Origin of the sequence: Mycobacterium sp. (genome assembly GCF_035697385.1) — a bacterium.
Classification (GTDB): Bacteria; Actinomycetota; Actinomycetes; order Mycobacteriales; family Mycobacteriaceae; genus Mycobacterium.
Window position 1 is genome coordinate 1 of the sequence record NZ_DASSCY010000362.1, and the last position, 15,462, is coordinate 15,462.

The 15,462-nt window shown below is 67.2% G+C and carries 15 protein-coding genes and 1 tRNA gene; 5 read left to right on the forward strand and 11 right to left on the reverse strand.

Features of this window, described 5'->3' with window-relative positions:
- Both VFH65_RS29995 and VFH65_RS30000 read left to right on the forward strand, forming a co-directional pair.
- Window positions 1-354: hypothetical protein (locus tag VFH65_RS29995; protein WP_353326867.1), on the forward strand; the 354-nt coding region annotated here is incomplete at its 5' end.
- A gap of 54 nt (window positions 355-408) precedes the next feature.
- Window positions 409-1,287 carry an alpha/beta fold hydrolase gene (locus tag VFH65_RS30000; protein WP_353326869.1) on the forward strand — a complete coding sequence of 293 codons (879 nt, stop codon included), beginning with the start codon at window positions 409-411 and terminating at the stop codon, window positions 1,285-1,287.
- 86 nt (window positions 1,288-1,373) lie between these two features.
- Here the strand turns inward: VFH65_RS30000 and VFH65_RS30005 are convergent.
- Both VFH65_RS30005 and VFH65_RS30010 read right to left on the reverse strand, forming a co-directional pair.
- A tRNA-Thr gene (locus VFH65_RS30005) sits at window positions 1,374-1,446 on the reverse strand.
- A 49-nt stretch (window positions 1,447-1,495) separates the two neighbouring features.
- A complete protein-coding gene (locus tag VFH65_RS30010; protein ID WP_353326871.1) occupies window positions 1,496-2,713 on the reverse strand; it encodes a DNA polymerase III subunit delta' in 1,218 nt (405 codons plus the stop codon).
- A gap of 82 nt (window positions 2,714-2,795) precedes the next feature.
- On the opposite strand from VFH65_RS30010, the gene VFH65_RS30015 reads away from it, so the two are divergent.
- Window positions 2,796-4,403 carry an adenylate/guanylate cyclase domain-containing protein gene (locus tag VFH65_RS30015; protein ID WP_353326873.1) on the forward strand — a complete coding sequence of 536 codons (1,608 nt, stop codon included), beginning with the start codon at window positions 2,796-2,798 and terminating at the stop codon, window positions 4,401-4,403.
- Window positions 4,404-4,606: 203 nt separating this feature from the next.
- Here the strand turns inward: VFH65_RS30015 and topA are convergent, their stop codons facing one another.
- From topA to VFH65_RS30030, 3 genes are all read right to left on the reverse strand, one after another.
- The gene (topA, locus tag VFH65_RS30020) at window positions 4,607-7,420 is read right to left on the reverse strand and encodes a type I DNA topoisomerase (protein ID WP_353326874.1); all 2,814 of its coding nucleotides are present in this window, start codon (window positions 7,418-7,420) and stop codon (window positions 4,607-4,609) included.
- A gap of 135 nt (window positions 7,421-7,555) precedes the next feature.
- A complete protein-coding gene (locus VFH65_RS30025; RefSeq protein ID WP_353326875.1) occupies window positions 7,556-8,134 on the reverse strand; it encodes a hypothetical protein in 579 nt (192 codons plus the stop codon).
- A gap of 126 nt (window positions 8,135-8,260) precedes the next feature.
- On the reverse strand, window positions 8,261-8,464 hold the full coding sequence (locus VFH65_RS30030; RefSeq protein ID WP_006243848.1) for a cold-shock protein: 204 nt from the start codon (window positions 8,462-8,464) through the stop codon (window positions 8,261-8,263).
- Between the two features lie 264 nt (window positions 8,465-8,728).
- On the opposite strand from VFH65_RS30030, the gene VFH65_RS30035 reads away from it, so the two are divergent.
- Together VFH65_RS30035 and VFH65_RS30040 are read left to right on the forward strand one after the other, a co-directional pair.
- Entirely contained in the window at window positions 8,729-11,059 is a 2,331-nt protein-coding gene (locus VFH65_RS30035; protein ID WP_353326880.1) for a DEAD/DEAH box helicase, read from the forward strand.
- A gap of 296 nt (window positions 11,060-11,355) precedes the next feature.
- Window positions 11,356-12,378, forward strand: a complete 1,023-nt coding sequence (locus VFH65_RS30040; RefSeq protein ID WP_353326882.1) for a PAS domain-containing protein — start codon at window positions 11,356-11,358, stop codon at window positions 12,376-12,378.
- On the opposite strand, the gene VFH65_RS30045 is transcribed toward VFH65_RS30040, so the two are convergent.
- The 6 genes from VFH65_RS30045 to VFH65_RS30070 form a co-directional block, all read right to left on the reverse strand.
- Window positions 12,375-12,686, reverse strand: a complete 312-nt coding sequence (locus VFH65_RS30045; protein WP_414688543.1) for an Rv3654c family TadE-like protein — start codon at window positions 12,684-12,686, stop codon at window positions 12,375-12,377. The two genes, VFH65_RS30040 and VFH65_RS30045, sit on opposite strands and share 4 nt — an antisense overlap.
- Before the next feature lie 31 nt (window positions 12,687-12,717).
- On the reverse strand, window positions 12,718-13,005 hold the full coding sequence (locus tag VFH65_RS30050; RefSeq protein WP_353326886.1) for a TadE family type IV pilus minor pilin: 288 nt from the start codon (window positions 13,003-13,005) through the stop codon (window positions 12,718-12,720).
- Between the two features lie 35 nt (window positions 13,006-13,040).
- Complete coding sequence (locus VFH65_RS30055) at window positions 13,041-13,244, reverse strand: DUF4244 domain-containing protein (RefSeq protein WP_353326887.1); 204 nt, start codon at window positions 13,242-13,244, stop codon at window positions 13,041-13,043.
- Window positions 13,245-13,273: 29 nt separating this feature from the next.
- Window positions 13,274-13,846: a type II secretion system F family protein gene (locus VFH65_RS30060; protein WP_353326889.1), complete on the reverse strand. Its 573-nt coding sequence runs from the start codon at window positions 13,844-13,846 to the stop codon at window positions 13,274-13,276.
- Window positions 13,843-14,622: a type II secretion system F family protein gene (locus tag VFH65_RS30065; RefSeq protein ID WP_353326891.1), complete on the reverse strand. Its 780-nt coding sequence runs from the start codon at window positions 14,620-14,622 to the stop codon at window positions 13,843-13,845. Before VFH65_RS30065 ends, VFH65_RS30060 begins: the two co-directional genes overlap by 4 nt.
- Window positions 14,619-15,462, reverse strand: an 844-nt coding sequence (locus tag VFH65_RS30070; protein WP_353326893.1) for a TadA family conjugal transfer-associated ATPase, incomplete at its 5' end; no start/stop codon positions are given. The genes VFH65_RS30070 and VFH65_RS30065, both read right to left, overlap by 4 nt.

Genomic DNA, 15,462 nt, shown 5'->3' on the forward strand with positions numbered 1-15,462 from the left:
GATGCCGCTGCGTCGCTGCGGATCGCCGCGGAAGCTATCTCAGCCCGTCGCTTCCGCGATTACCCTTCAGTCGGTGCCGCCCAGCTAGATCACGCTGTGATGGCGGCCGCGGCGGGGACATTCGGTGTCGAGAACCAGCGCAATCCGCTACGCAAGCAGCTGGATGGGGTTGGCGGTGCGGCTGGCTCACCAGAATTTAATCCCTATGTCGCCGCGCTCTACGAATTAGAACTCAACACCCATCGTCGCTTGTACCGCCTCTTCTACAACCTTCTCGACACGCACCTCGGCCTCCGCCTCCGCGGCGACGAACTCTTCGACACCCCAGACGACGTCGACGTCCGCCCATTCTGATCCGATGTCGCGCGAGGTGTTTGACGCGCAGGGGTGACGGGCAACCGAAAGGCTATGCAGTTAGCCCCAATCCACCATCGCCGGGTCACCGTCGCAGGCATCGACACCTTCTACCGCGAAGCCGGACCGTCTGACGCGCCGGTCCTGCTACTGCCCCACGGCTACCCGGCCTCGTCGTTCGTGTACCGCAACCTCATGGCCTCACTCGGGGGTCGATGGCGGCTGATTGCGCCCGATATGCCCGGATTCGGTTACAGCGCAACGCCTTCGCCGGACGACTTCGGCTATACCTTCAACGCGTATGCCGAGTTCCTGCAGGAGTTCGTCGAGGCGATGGGGTTGACGCGCTACGTCGTGTGGCTACACGACTACGGCTCGCAGTTCGGCTTCCGGCTCGCGCTGGCTGCACCCGACCGCGTCGCGGGACTGGTAATCCAGAACGGCGACATCTACGCCGACGCGTTCGGCCCGAAGTACGACTTCCTGAAGAAGATCTGGGACAACCCCGGACCTGACTCGCGACGGCACATCGCTCAGCACGTCACGCTCGCAGGCTTCGAAAGCGAGTTCCGTGGCGAGCTGCCCGACGACGTCGCTCCCCGAATCAGCCCTGACCTGTGGACGCTGCATTGGTCGCTGATGTCCACCCCGGAACGTCTGGCCAACCTCATTCACCTGCTCGAGGACCAGCCGTCGACTCTCGACTGGTTCGCCAAGGAGCAGGCATATCTGCGCGAGCACAAGCCGCCTGCCCTGATCGTGTGGGGTCCGCACGACGGCTACATGCCTGAGGAATCGGCGCGCGCCTACCATCGCGACCTGCCCAATGCGCCTCTGCACCTGCTCGGCGGCGGTCATTGGCTGCTGGAAACCCACCTCGGCGAAGTGGCGCCGCTGGTGGACGATTTCTTGTCGACGGTCTACGAACGCTGACTTGGTCGCGAGCGACCGCGAAATGCCATGCAAATACGGCGTGTCGCCGTACAAACACGGTCGCTCGCGCAAGGAGGAACACTCTGAGCCACCTAGGAGAATCGAACTCCTGACCTATTCATTACGAGTGAATCGCTCTACCGACTGAGCTAAGGTGGCGTGCCTTTCAGCGGCACGAGTCTACGGCAGGCCCCACCGACGGCCAAAGTCAGTCACGCAGCGCCTGCCCCACCGTCGCCACCATCGCGTCGACCGCGAACTTCGGCTTGACGTTCACAGCCAGGGCCTCGCGGCACTCGAGCACCGCCTCGATACAGCGCAGCAGCTTCTCCGGCGTCGCGTGCGCGGCCATCGCCGCGACCCGGTCCGCCATGTCCGGATGATTGGGCTGGATCGGCGTTGCGTCCTCCGGCAGCGCAGACACAAGCAGCGCATCGCGAAAATACGTCGCCAGGTCGATCAGCGCCCGGTCCAGCGCATCCCGCGACGCCCGCGTCTGGCGCGACTTCTGCCGTCGCTCAAGGTCTTTGATCGCCCCCGATGCTCCACGCAACGTACCCGCAGTCCCTTTGCCCGTACCGCCTGCACCCAGCGCCGTCCGCAACTCGTCGGTCTCGGCCTCGTTGCGGTCCTCGGTCAGCGCCCGCGCTTCGGCCTCCGCCGTCGCGACAAGCTCCTCGGCGGCGGCGTAGGCCCGCGACGGCGTCGCCGCGTCACGCGCCAAGCCGAGTGCGCGTTGCCTGCGCTCCCGCGCCTGCTCGTCGGTGGCCAGCCGGCGTGCCCGCCCGACATGGCCACCGCTAACCGACGCCGCCCAGCGGGCGTCCTCCTCGGACAGCCCGTCGGTCTCGACTAGCACCCGGGCGATCGCGTCCACCGGCGGTGTCACCAACGCGATATGCCGACACCGCGAGCGCAGCGTGATCGCGATGTCCTCGGGATCCACCGATGGCGCGCACAACAGGAACACCGTCGACGGCGGCGGCTCCTCCACCACCTTGAGCAGCGCATTCGCTGCGCCTTCGGTCAGCCGGTCGGCGTCCTCGACCAGCACGATCTGCCACCGCCCGGTGCCTGGCCGCCGCGACGCGATCTGCACGATGTTGCGCATCTCGTCCACGCCGATCGACAGGCCCTCAGGAATGATGCGCCGCACGTCGGCGTGCGTGCCTGCCATCGTCGTCGTACAGGGGCGGCACTCCCCGCAGCCGGGCGCGCCGTCCGACGTGCACTGCAGTGCAGCGGCGAAGCACAGCGCGGCGATCGACCGCCCAGACCCCGGCGGGCCGGTGACCAGCCAGGCGTGTGTCATGGTGCCCGTCGAGGCGGCGGTGTGAGCTGAATCACCACGCGCCGCCCGCGCTGCAGCCACCAATTCCGCTTCCACAGCGTCTTGCCCCACCAGACGCGAAAAAACACCGGCCATCGCGAATAACAGTAGTGCTGCAAACCGACACGTCTGTCTCACAGCGCCCTAACAGGTCACCACCGCCCGATACGGTTGACGGGTGACCACCGAGGCCATTCCGATAGGGCGAATCAGCGCATTCGTCCGCTGGGTGGCGCGCACCCCGTGGCCGGTGTTCACGCTCGGCATGCTGCAGGCCGACATCATCGGCGCGCTGTTCGTGCTCGGCTTCCTGCGCTTCGGGCTACCGCCAGAGGACCGCGTCCAGCTGCAGGACCTGCCGGCCTTCAACCTGGCGATCTTCCTCGGCTACCTGTTCGTGTCGTTCACTGCCTTCGCCTACCTGAGCCTGCGGCTGCTGATCCCGGTGATCCGCTGGCAGCGCCGCGACACCCTGCTCGGCGACCGCGACCCGGCCATCACCGAACTGGCCCGCACGCGCGCTTTGAAGATGCCGTTCTACCGCTCCGTTCTCGCTTTCACGAACTGGTGCCTTGGCTCGATCGTCTTCATCGTGGCCAGCTGGCCGGTCGCCAGTAAGTCGGCGCCCGTCGTCGCCGTTGCGACCGGGCTGGGCGCCACGGCGACGGCGATCATCGGTTACCTGCAGTCCGAGCGGGTGTTGCGGCCGGTGGCCGTGGCCGCTCTCCGCGGCGGCGTACCGGAGAATTTCCGCGCGCCCGGCGTCATCCTGCGTCAGGTCCTCACATGGGTGCTCTCCACCGGCGTGCCCGTCCTGGCGATCGTGTTGGCGTTGGTGGCCAGCAAGTTCGAGATCCTCACCGCGTCGGCAGATCGGCTGATCACACCCATCCTGATACTGGCGCTCGCCGCCCTGGCTATCGGGCTTGCGGGCACGGTCCTGGTGGCAATGTCGATCGCCGACCCCCTGCGCCAATTGCGTTGGGCGCTGGGCGAAGTGCAGCGCGGCAATTACAACGCCCACATGCAGATCTACGACGCCAGCGAATTAGGCTTGCTGCAGGCCGGATTCAACGACATGGTGCGTGATCTCGCGGAGCGGCAACGTCTGCGCGACCTGTTCGGCCGCTACGTCGGCGAGGACGTGGCCCGTCGCGCCCTTGAGCGTGGCACCGAGCTGGGCGGCCAGGAGCGCGACGTCGCAGTGCTATTCGTCGACCTGGTCGGGTCGACACAGCTCGCGGCCAGCATCCCGGCGTCCGAGGTCGTCAATCTGCTCAACGAGTTCTTCCGCGTCGTCGTCGACGCAGTCAACCGTCACGGCGGCTTCGTCAACAAGTTCCAGGGTGACGCCGCGCTGGCCATCTTCGGCGCGCCGATCGAGCACCCCGACGCCTGTGGTGCGGCGCTGGCCGCGTCGCGCGAGTTGCACGACGAGCTCATCCGAGTCCTCGGCCAAACCGAGTTCGGCATCGGGGTATCGGCGGGGCGCGCGATCGCCGGGCATATCGGCGCGCAGGCCCGCTTCGAGTACACCGTGATCGGCGACCCGGTCAACGAGGCCGCCCGCCTCACCGAGCTCGCCAAGTTGGAGCAGGGCCACGTGCTGGCGTCCGCGATTGCGGTCAGCGGCGCACTGGACGCCGAGGCGCTGTGCTGGGATGTCGGCGAGATCGTGGAACTGCGTGGCCGCAGGGCCCCGACACAGCTGGCCCGGCCGCTGAACCTGGTGTCGCCGAGCGAGGCCGGCGAGGCGCGCGAGCTCCGCAGCGACGTCTCTGGATAACTCGCCGGGTCACATTTACCTCAAGCGCAACGGCGCCGGGCGAGTGTGAAAGTGCCCGCCTCACAGCGACTTCCGAGCGACAGCCACAGCTGTCGGCTGGTAGTCGCTGTGTTGTCGCGCAGAGGCGGGCACAAAGCCCTTCGCCCGCGGCGGTGACTCAAGTGGCGGATGTGACGATCCGCAGTGGCGACCCGTAGACAGCCCTAAGCCTTCTTGGCGGCCTTCTTCGCAGGAGCCTTCTTCGCAGGAGCCTTCTTCTTGGCAGCCTTCTTCGTCGTCTTCTTGACCGGCCCACGTGCCCGCCGGTCGGCCAGCAGCTCCGCGGCCCGCTCGTCGGTGATCGACAGCACGTCGTCACCCTTGCGCAGGCTGGCGTTCGTTTCACCGTCGGTGACGTACGGCCCGAACCGGCCGTCCTTGATCACCATCGGCTGGCCGCTTGCCGGATCGGTGCCCAGTTCCCGCAGCGGCGGCGCCGAAGCACGTTGCCCTGCACGGCGTTTCGGCTCCGAGTAGATTTTCAGCGCCTCGTCGAGCGTGATGTCGAACATCTGCTCTTCGGTCGCCAATGAGCGAGAGTCGGTGCCGCGCTTCAGGTATGGGCCGTAGCGGCCGTTTTGAGCGGTGATCTCCTCACCGGTGTTCGGGTCGACGCCCACGACGCGCGGTAGCGACAGCAGTCGCAGCGCGTCCTCCAGCGTGACCGTCTCCAGATCCATCGACCGCAGCAGCGAGCCCGTGCGCGGTTTGGGACCGGTGGGCTTCTTGCCCTTCTTCGCAGGCGCCCCGTCCTCGGGCTGATCCGGCGGCTCGGGCAGCACCTCGGTGACATACGGGCCGTAGCGGCCGTCCCTGGCGAGGATCTCATGCCCCGTCTCGGGGTCCACGCCAAGCGAGCGGCCCTCTTGCGGTGTGCTGAACAGCTTTTCGGCGAGTTCCAGCGTGAGCTCGTCAGGAGTCAGCGAGTCGTTGAGGTTGGCCCGCTGCGGCTTCAATGCGCCGGGCTCACCGTCCTCATCGGCGACCATCCGCTCGAGGTACGGACCGTTCTTGCCGACCCGCACATAGATGGCGCGACCCTGATCATCGTCAAAAAGCTTGATGGAGTTGACTTCTCGAGCGTCGATGCCCTCGAGGTTCACGCCGACGAGCTTCTTCAGCCCGCCCGATCGTGCAATCGAGTCGGGCACACCGTGCTCGCCGCCGAAGTAGAAATTGGACAGCCAGTTGGTGCGACGCTCGTTGCCTGCGGCGATCTCATCGAGTTCGTCTTCCATCGCCGCGGTGAACCCGTAGTCGACCAGCCGGCCGAAGTGCTGTTCGAGCAGGCCGATGACGGCGAACGCCACCCATGAGGGCACCAGCGCGCTGCCCTTCTTGTGGACGTAGCCGCGGTCCTGAATGGTCTTGATGATCGATGAATACGTCGACGGTCTGCCGATGCCGAGATCTTCAAGGGCCTTGATCAGCGACGCCTCGGTGTAGCGCGCAGGCGGCGAGGTGGTGTGCCCGTCGGCGGTCAGCTCCTTGGCGTCCACCCGCTGGCCCTGCTCCAGCTGCGGCAGCCGGCTCTCGGCGTCGTCGGCCTCACCGCCCGCCTGGTCGTCGATGCTCTCGACATAGGCCTTCAGGAAGCCGGCGAACGTGATGGTGCGGCCACTGGCACTGAACACCACCTGCTGCCCGTCGGAGGACGCCCCGGAAATGCGCAGCGACAACGTCGTGCCCCGCGCATCGGCCATCTGCGAGGCCACGGTGCGCTGCCAGATCAGCTCGTAGAGGCGGAACTCGTCGGTGTCGAGCTGGCTGTGCAGCTGGCCCGGCGTCTGAAAGACATCACCGGCCGGCCGGATGGCCTCGTGGGCCTCCTGCGCGTTCTTCACCTTGCGGGTGTACTGCCGCGGCGTGGGGTGTACGTACTCCTCGCCGTAGAGCTGGCTGGCCTGATTACGGGCGGCATCAATGGCCGACTGCGACAGCGTCGTCGAGTCGGTACGCATATAAGTGATGTAGCCGTTCTCGTAGAGCCGCTGCGCGATGCTCATGGTGCGCTCGGAGGAGAACCGGAGCTTGCGGCCGGCCTCCTGCTGCAGTGTCGACGTCATGAACGGCGGATAGGGCCGACGGGTGTACGGCTTCTGCTCGACCGATGACACCGCCAGTTGCGCGCCACGCAGCCCGGTCGCGAGAGCACCCGCGGCAGACTCGTTGAGCACCAGCACCTCGTCGGGCTTGCGGACCTGCCCCAGCGAGTCGAAGTCGCGTCCCGTGGCCACCCGTCGCCCGTCGACCGAGTTCAGCTTGGCCGTGAACGTCGGCGGGGTCGCCGAAGGGTTGGAGACGCTGGCGTCGAGCTCGGCGGTGACATCCCAGTACCCGGCACTGCGGAACGCCATCCGCTCGCGCTCGCGCGACACGATGATCCTGGTCGCAACCGACTGCACCCGGCCGGCCGACAGCTTCGGCGCGACCTTCTTCCACAGCACGGGGCTGACCTCGTAGCCGTAGAGCCGGTCGAGGATTCGGCGCGTCTCCTGGGCGTCGACCAGGTCATTGTCGAGATCGCGCGGGTCCTCGGCGGCGGCCCGGATGGCCGGCTCGGTGATCTCGTGGAACACCATCCGCTTGACCGGGATGCGTGGCTTGAGCGTTTCCAGCAGGTGCCAGGCGATAGCCTCGCCCTCGCGGTCGCCGTCCGTGGCCAGATACAGCTCGTCGACGTCCTTGAGCAGGTCCTTCAGCTCGGCGACGGTGTTCTTCTTCTCCGGGCTGATGATGTAGAGCGGCTCGAAGTCGGCGTCGACGTTGACCCCGAGCCGGGCCCATGGCTCGGACTTGTACTTGGCAGGCACGTCGGCGGCGGCCCGTGGCAGGTCACGGATGTGCCCGCGGGAAGACTCGACGATGTAGTTGGAGCCAAGGTAGCCAGCTATTTTGCGCGCCTTGGTAGGCGACTCGACTATGACGAGCCGCCGAGGGTTCCCGTTGCGGCCACTGCCGCGGTCCCCGTCAGCCACCTGTGCTTACGCTCCACTTCTATAGTTGCCATGCAGTGCCGGACGTCGCGCTTCGACGACCGACCAGCCCGCTGGCAACTGACAATTTCGCACTCCGCGCGGGCCGACGCAAACTGACCCCCCTGTCTTCGGCCACTATATGCGTGGCCAAAGCTCAAACGCTTCGACGTTGCCCGGCGGTTCCCCCACGTTCTCTACCAGGCGCAATAGTCGTCGCCGCCCGCTGATCCGCAGTGCCGGGTGAGACCCGCGGGTACCAATCAGCGTCGGAGCTATTCCGACCCGCATCATCGCCGACGCGAGCGGCGAATGCGTGTCCGGAGCGTGCGGGTCAATGCCGAGCAGATATCGGTCGGCTTCCGGGGTGCCGGCCGCCAGCGTCCAGGCCCGTAATTCGCGCGGACCGGGCAGCCATTGAGGCGGCACGGTCTTGACGGCGCCGCGGGTCCAATCGCGGGCGATGTTCACCAGCCGCGGGTCGACCGCGGTGCGCACCAGCGGGGTGTTCTCGTCGGTGCGGGCGATCTCCGGCTCCAGGCCGGCTTCGGCGATCATCTCGGCAAGCGCCTCTGCGCGCCACAGGCGATCCACGACGACCGACAGCCGCGCGCCATCCCCGACCAGCACCACCTGGCCCGGCGCAGCCAGTATCCCGGTCAGGTCGGCGACCGCAGGCGGCACCGACTCGGCCGAGAAGAACGACAGCTGGCTCACGCAATCGACAGTAGGCCAGTGCCGCCTAACCAATGTGCTCCCGGGCCGCGGACGGCCCAGAAAGGAAACACCCCCGCGGTCGTCCGTAATCGGAACTGCGCGGGGGGTTTCTCGGGATGTGATCGCCTAGACGGCGCGAACTCCCGTGGCCTGCGGCCCCTTGGGGCTCTGGCCAACCTCGAACTCAACCTTCTGATTCTCTTCCAGGGTGCGGAAGCCGGATCCCTGAATTTCCGTGTAGTGGACAAACACATCGGCGGAGCCGTCCTCCGGGGCGATAAAGCCGAAGCCCTTCTCCGCGTTGAACCACTTCACAGTTCCCTGTGGCATTCTCGTACTTTCCTTCTCTTCTTACCGGGTGCGGTTCACCGACTTCCGATGTACCGGGCCCGTTCCGACCGCCATACCTTCGTGGAGTCGTCGGAACTTGACCCGACCTACAACCCTCGCAGGAACCGCGATCGCAACGTCGATCCTGCGGGTGCAAATACACGAACACAGAAGCTGCGACCGCCGTAAGTCAATCATGTTCTCCGCTGCTGCGACAGTCTCGATGCGATGAAGTGATGAACAATTGATTTCAGGAGGGCGGGCATGTCAGATCTGGGGTCGGATTTCGGCCGCACGCTTCTCGCGTGCGCGATCGAAGGCACCGATCCTGACGAACATCCGGTGCGCCATATCGCGGATCTGCCGCCGCGGAAGGAGCGACTTGGAGCATGGCCTCGTTGGGCCCACCCAGATGTGGTGCGGGCGTTTGTTGATCACGGCATCGAGGCGCCGTGGTCACATCAACTCGCAGCGGCGAATCTCGCCCGCGACGGCCGCCACGTCGTGCTGAGCACCGGCACGGCATCGGGCAAGTCCCTTGCCTACCAGCTACCGATATTGACGGCCTTGAAAGAGAGTTCGCGGGCGCGGGTGCTCTATCTGTCCCCCACCAAGGCGCTGGGCCACGACCAGCTGCGCGCCGCAGTGGCGCTCACCGAAACCGTGCCTGAATTAGGCAACGTCGCACCGAGTTCGTATGACGGCGACAGTCCAGGCGAGGTGCGGCGATTCGCCAGGGAACGATCTCGGTGGATCTTCTCCAACCCCGACATGATTCACCTCTCGCTGCTGCGCAACCACGCACGCTGGGCGGTGTTCCTGCGCAATCTGCAGTTCATCGTGATCGACGAATGCCACTATTACCGTGGAGTTTTCGGCTCCAACGTGGCGATGGTGCTGCGACGCCTGCTGCGGCTGTGCGCGCGATACACGTCGAGCCCGACGGTGATCTTCGCCAGCGCGACGACAGCGGCCCCCGCCGCCACCGCCTCCGAGCTGATCGGTCAGGCCGTCGCGGAGGTGACCGAGGACGGATCACCGCAGGGCGCGCGAACGGTGGCGCTATGGGAACCTGCGATGCGCGAAGACCTCGCCGGTGAAAACGGCGCTCCGGTACGGCGTTCGGCCGGTGCGGAGGCGGCACGGGTGATGGCCGACCTCATCGCCGAGGGCGCGCGGACGCTGACCTTCGTCCGCTCGCGCCGCGGAGCGGAGTTGACGGCGCTGGGTGCGCGAGCCCGCCTGGAGGAAGTCGCTCCCGATCTCGCGGATCGGGTGGCCTCCTACCGCGCAGGCTATTTGGCCGAGGATCGCCGCGAACTCGAAAGGGCATTGGCCGACGGTGAACTGCGCGGGATGGCCACGACCAATGCGCTTGAGCTCGGTGTCGACATCGCGGGTCTGGATGCGGTGGTTCTTGCCGGCTTTCCCGGCACCGTCACGTCGTTCTGGCAGCAGGCAGGCCGCTCGGGCCGCCGCGGGCAGAGCGCACTGATCGTGATGATCGCCCGCGACGACCCTCTGGACACCTACCTGGTGCACCACCCGGCCGCGTTGCTGGACAAACCGATCGAGCGCGTGGTCATCGACCCGGGCAACCCGTATGTCCTTGGCCCGCAGTTGCTCTGCGCGGCGACCGAGCTTCCGCTGACCGCAGCGGAGGTACGGATGTGGAACGCCGAAGCCGTAGCGGAGTCGCTTGTCGACGACGGGCTGCTGCGCCGACGACCCAGCGGCTACTTCCCTACCCCGGGCGTCGATCCGCACCCGGCGGTGGACATCCGAGGTTCGTCCGGCGGGCAGATCGCGATCCTGGAAGCCGATACCGGCCGGCTGCTGGGCAGCGCGGGTGCTGGGCAGGCGCCCGCCGCGGTGCATCCGGGAGCGGTGTATTTGCATCAGGGTGAGAGTTATGTCGTCGACACGCTGGATTTCGAGGACGGCGTCGCGTTCGTGCACTCCGAGGACCCTGGCTACACGACGTATGCGCGCGAGCTGACCGACATTGTCGTGACGGGCGACGGTGAGCGAAATACCCACGGCCCGGTCACCGTTGGGCTTGTGCCGGTGTCGGTGACGAACACGGTGATCGGCTACCTGCGGCGCCGCCTGAACGGCGAAGTGATCGACTTCGTCGAGCTCGAGATGCCCACCCGCACGCTCGACACCATGGCCGTCATGTGCATGATCACGCCGGAGGCATTGCAGCACAACGGAATTGATTTGCTGCGTGTGCCCGGTGCCTTACATGCCGCAGAACATGCGGCGATCGGTTTGCTTCCACTGGTCGCCAGCTGCGACCGCGGCGACATCGGCGGGGTGTCGACGGCGGTGGGCCCAGTGGGCGGCTTGCCGACGATATTCGTCTACGACGGCTACCCCGGCGGGGCCGGTTTCGCCGGTCGCGGATTCCAGAAGATCGATACGTGGTGGGCGGCCACGGCCGCGGCGATCGAGGCCTGCGAATGCCCGCTCGGCTGCCCGTCATGTGTGCAGTCGCCGAAGTGCGGTAGCGGCAATGATCCGCTGGACAAAGCGGCTGCGGTGAAGGTCTTGCGGCTGGTGCTCGCTCATCTCGCGGCTGACAGGCCCTAAGGGAGCCGTGGGTGGCGACCGACCCCTCGACGGTCGCCCCCCACGGGTCCGTGGCCGGGGCGCCGTATCGGGCGCGCCAAAGCACACAGACAGTTGCGGGCGACGGCCGGACAACGCGATCCGTTCCCAATCCCGAAAGTCGGGTGCAGGGGAAAAATACCTCGTCGGAGGGGCTTCCGCAACTTAGGAATGGGTTACCAAACGGCTTGCGAGGCCTTTCAGCAGGCCGGATCGACGGATTCCGCAAGGCACCTTCGGGCGTCCGTTCACCCAGGGCCTCCCGGTAATATGCCGCCATGACCCACGACTGGCTGCTCGTGGAGACACTGGGCAGCGAGCCGGCGGTGGTCGCGCAAGGTCGCCAAACCAAGAACTTGGTGCCAATCAGCGCGTTTCTCCGGCGAAATCCCAATCTGATGGCGATCCAGACCGCCATCGGCGAGACCGTGCGCGCCGGGAAAGGCCTGAGCAGCATCACCCCGAAGAACGACCGCGTGATTCGTACCGAAGTCGTGCAGATGTCCGACGGGGTGATCCACGGCGTCCAGGTCTGGGTCGGTCCGCCGGACATGGAGCCTCCCGAGCGTCCGACGCCGGGTCCGCTGATCTGGGACCTGTCGCGAGGCGTCGCCAATGACACCCCAGAGGCGCTGTTCAACAGCGGGTGGGATCCCGAGAACGCCGTCACCCACGGCCGCGCGTTCGCCGAGGACCTGCCCCGCCGGGATCTGAACCCGAGCGAGGCCAAAGTGCTGTCGATGGCGATCAAGCCCGAAGTGGGCCAAACATTCTGCAGCGCTTGGGATGTCACTGACTTCAACGGCGAGCCGATAACCGTGGGTTTCGTCGCGCGGGTAGTTCTTGAGGCCCAGGACGACGGCAAGGAACAGCTCATCTGTCGCGCGATGAACTGGCGCAGCGAGCGGGAGGGCCCCGCCGTTCCTTATGACTATTTGGCGCAGAGGATCCTCCATGGGCTTGCACAGCCAGGGGTGTACCGGGTGCTGGTCGACCTGAAGAACTGGACGCTGCTGAAATGGCTCGACGAGCCCGTCCCGTTCTTCGATTGGCGCGCGGCCATGGCGGGAGACCACACGGTGCATCCCGACGACCACCCCGAAATGGGGAAGATGGCAACGGAATTCGTGCATGGTGCGGCATCAGGGGTGTTGCGGATGGCGGCCATCGGGGGCGGATGGACGCCGGTGCACGTGACGGTCAATCGGGTCGAACTCGAGGAGAACATTTACGCCGGGCTCGCCACGCTGCGCGAACCGACCGCGGCCGAACTGGCCGCCGCGGGGCTTTCCGAGGGCTAACCGGCAGGGTCGGCCGGTCCCGCCCGTGCGGCAGCGCGCGCCGGGCCCACCTCGAAATGGCCGAGTGTCACTGCGGCGTCCACGGCGACGATCACATCGAGATCCTCGACCGCGCATCGTGTGAGCGCCGTATGCATCGCCTGCGCTATCGCTGTGGCCTGCTGGCACGCCACGTCGGCCCCGTCTGCGAGCCGGCCCGCAGCGGCCAGCGAGGCCAGGTCTGCCGCGGCCTGCGCCCGATGACGGGCGATCACCGCCGAGCCGATGTACAGACCGCCCAGGGTGATCGCCAACAGCACCGCCACCATCGCCGCGGCGACTAGGCTCGCAGAGCCTTGCTCAGCCCGGCTCGACCGCGGCCACCGCACGGCCCGCGACGGAGACGCCAGGAAGCAGCGGCGATCTCGTCGTGACGGTTGCGACGATGAACTGGCCGTCGCGCCGCAACTGCACCGCCGCCCCGTTGGGTGCGATACTGCGCGCGGCGTCGGTTGCTGACGTGTCGTCGCCGCGCGCCGCGAGCCGCGCCGCCTCACGTGCGGCGTCCACACACCGCATTTGCATCGACACCGCCGTAAGCCCCGCCACGCACAGGATGAGCACGACGACCAGCGCGGCGATCGCCAACGCCGCCTCGACGGTGACACCGCCGGCCTCGTCACCTAGACGTTGGTGTTCAACGCCCTGGTGATGATGTTGGTCAGCGCGCTGACGATGGAATCGCCGGTGATCACCGTGTACAAGATGGCACCGAAGGCCGCCGCGGCGATGGTCCCGATCGCGTACTCGACCGTCGACATGCCGTCGTCCTCGACAACAAGCAACGCCACCCTTGCCTGCAGCTCCCGAATCTTGTTTCCCACCAATTGATTTCCTCCTCATTACTGGTTCACCATCACAGAATCCCCGACTGAAGAACATCACCGGCCAGTCCGGCGACCACCGGGACGATGCCAAGGCACACGAACGCAGGCAGGTAGCACAGCCCGAGCGGGCCGGCGATCAGTACCGAGGCGCGCTCGGCGGCCGACCCTGCCGCGTCGGCCGCGTCAAGGCGTGATTGTTCGGCCAGCTCCGCAACACCTTGTGCGAGCGCGGCACCCGAAGAAGCCGATCGCCGCGCGAGCCGCAACAGCGCCTCAGCGTGAGCGTCCAGGCGCCCGTCTGGATTCGCCCACGCAGTAGCGGGGTCAGCGCCGAGCGCAAGCAGGTCGGCAGCGCGGTTGAGCAGCCGCGCCACAGCCGCTGGAGCCGACTGCGCCGTGGCCGCCGCCGCCGTCGACACCGCCATCCCCGAACGCAGGCATGCGGCGAGCACATCGAGGCTCGACGCCGCAGCCAACGGGTCACTAGCGCGCACCGGTCGGCGGGGCGTCGGCGGCACCGACTTGCCCGCCCGGATCCGAACTCGCGAATGGTCTCCGCCGACCAACAGCGCGGCTGCCAAAAGTACAGCGGCCCAGCTCATGTCAGGGCTCGTCCGGTGATCCGGTCCGACCACAACAGGCCGACGCAGGCGAGGCTGACACCGATGACCAATAGCCATCCGCCGCCGGATAACAGGAAGCCGACGGGATCGGCCCCGATGAGCTGTCCGAGTCCGACGCCGAGCACCGGTAGACCGGCCAGCACCGCGGCGGTCGTACGCGCGCCAGCCATCCCGGAGCTGACCCGGGCCGAAAAGCGTTCCCGTTCAACGATGTCGCGCTGCGCGGCTTGCATCAGCGTGGCAATCGCCAAGCCGTGCGTCTGGGCGAGCTGCCAGTAAACCGCAAGCCGTTCCCAGTGCTGCGGTAGCGACGATCGCCGAGCCACACTGTTGAGCCCGGCGGCCACGTCCGCGCCCAGCCTCGCCCGCGCCGCCACAGCCCGAAGCGAAGAGGCGACCGAATCATCAACCTCGTTGGCCGCGACATCGAACGCGGCGACAGGGTGGACGCCAACCCGCAGCTCGCCGACGAGGACATCCAGCGCCGCCTGCAGCGCGACGGACTCGGTCGCACGCCGCCGCTCGCCGAGCTGCCGTCTGCGGCGCAGCACGACCGTGGCGCCGATGATTGCCGCGGCCGCGATGACGGTGACCGGAACCACGAACGCCAGGGCTAATCCCCCGCACGCCGCGATTGGCGCCACCCGCAATCGCTGACCGATGGGCGCGATCAGCTTGAGTGCCTCGAGGCGGTGCCGCGACGAGGTCGGCGTGATCAGCAGCGCCAGCGCCAAGGCAAGCGCCGCCCCCGTCATGATTGCCCCCGCGCCAGGACGAGGGCCTTCAAATAGTCAGCACCGCAATCGAATCCAATATCTGCGCGCCATGCAGCAGTAGCGCGGACGCGGCGGTCCTCCCCAGTACGAAGCACCGCAATCTCGCTGAGTCGACGATGCCCGGCCAGGTCGCGGCTGACGTGCAGGACAACCTGTACCGCGGCGGCGAGTTGGCTGTGCAGCGCGGCGCGGTCGAGTCCGCCGAGCGCGGCCAGCGCCTCGAGCCGGGCAGGCACCTCGGCGGGACTGTTCGCGTGCACGGTGCCAGCACCGCCGTCATGACCCGTGTTGAGGGCCGCGAGCAGGTCCACCACCTCGGCGCCCCGAACCTCTCCGACCACGATCCGGTCGGGCCGCATCCTCAACGCCTGCTTGACGAGATCACGCACCGTCACCTCGCCGATGCCCTCGACATTGGCGCACCGCGCGACGAGTTTCACCAGATGGGGATGTCGCGGAGCCAACTCCGCGGCATCCTCCACACAGACGATGCGTTCGTCGGGGGCAACGGCGCCAAGAGTCGCCGCAAGCAGGGTGGTTTTTCCGGCGCCGGTGCCACCGGAGATCAGGAACGCCAGCCGTGCCCGGATGATCTGGTCCAGGAGGGCGGCGGCCTCGGCGGCGATGGTGCCGGTTGCCGTCAGCGCGGCCAGATCCTGGCTTGCAGGCCGCAGCACCCGCAGCGACACGCACGTGCCGTCCGCAGCGATCGGAGGCAGCACCGCATGCAGGCGGACCGTGAACTGACCAGTGCCCAGCCCCGACAGCTGGCCGTCCACCCACGGCTGCGCCTCGTCAAGGCGGCGTCCTGCGGCAAGG

Bases quoted from the DNA above. Each gene is read 5' to 3' on its own strand.
- VFH65_RS30045 (WP_414688543.1), bottom strand. From the start codon at position 12,686: ATGGTGGCGGTGCTGTTGGCGATCACCCTGGGCGGTCTGTACATCGGC.
- VFH65_RS30010 (WP_353326871.1), bottom strand. From the start codon at position 2,713: ATGGCCGGTGTTTTTTCGCGTCTGGTGGGGCAAGACGCTGTGGAAGCG.
- VFH65_RS30065 (WP_353326891.1), bottom strand. From the start codon at position 14,622: ATGACGGGGGCGGCGCTTGCCTTGGCGCTGGCGCTGCTGATCACGCCG.
- VFH65_RS30030 (WP_006243848.1), bottom strand. From the start codon at position 8,464: ATGCCACAGGGAACTGTGAAGTGGTTCAACGCGGAGAAGGGCTTCGGC.
- VFH65_RS30040 (WP_353326882.1), top strand. From the start codon at position 11,356: ATGACCCACGACTGGCTGCTCGTGGAGACACTGGGCAGCGAGCCGGCG.
- VFH65_RS30000 (WP_353326869.1), top strand. From the start codon at position 409: ATGCAGTTAGCCCCAATCCACCATCGCCGGGTCACCGTCGCAGGCATC.
- VFH65_RS30035 (WP_353326880.1), top strand. From the start codon at position 8,729: ATGTCAGATCTGGGGTCGGATTTCGGCCGCACGCTTCTCGCGTGCGCG.
- VFH65_RS30060 (WP_353326889.1), bottom strand. From the start codon at position 13,846: ATGAGCTGGGCCGCTGTACTTTTGGCAGCCGCGCTGTTGGTCGGCGGA.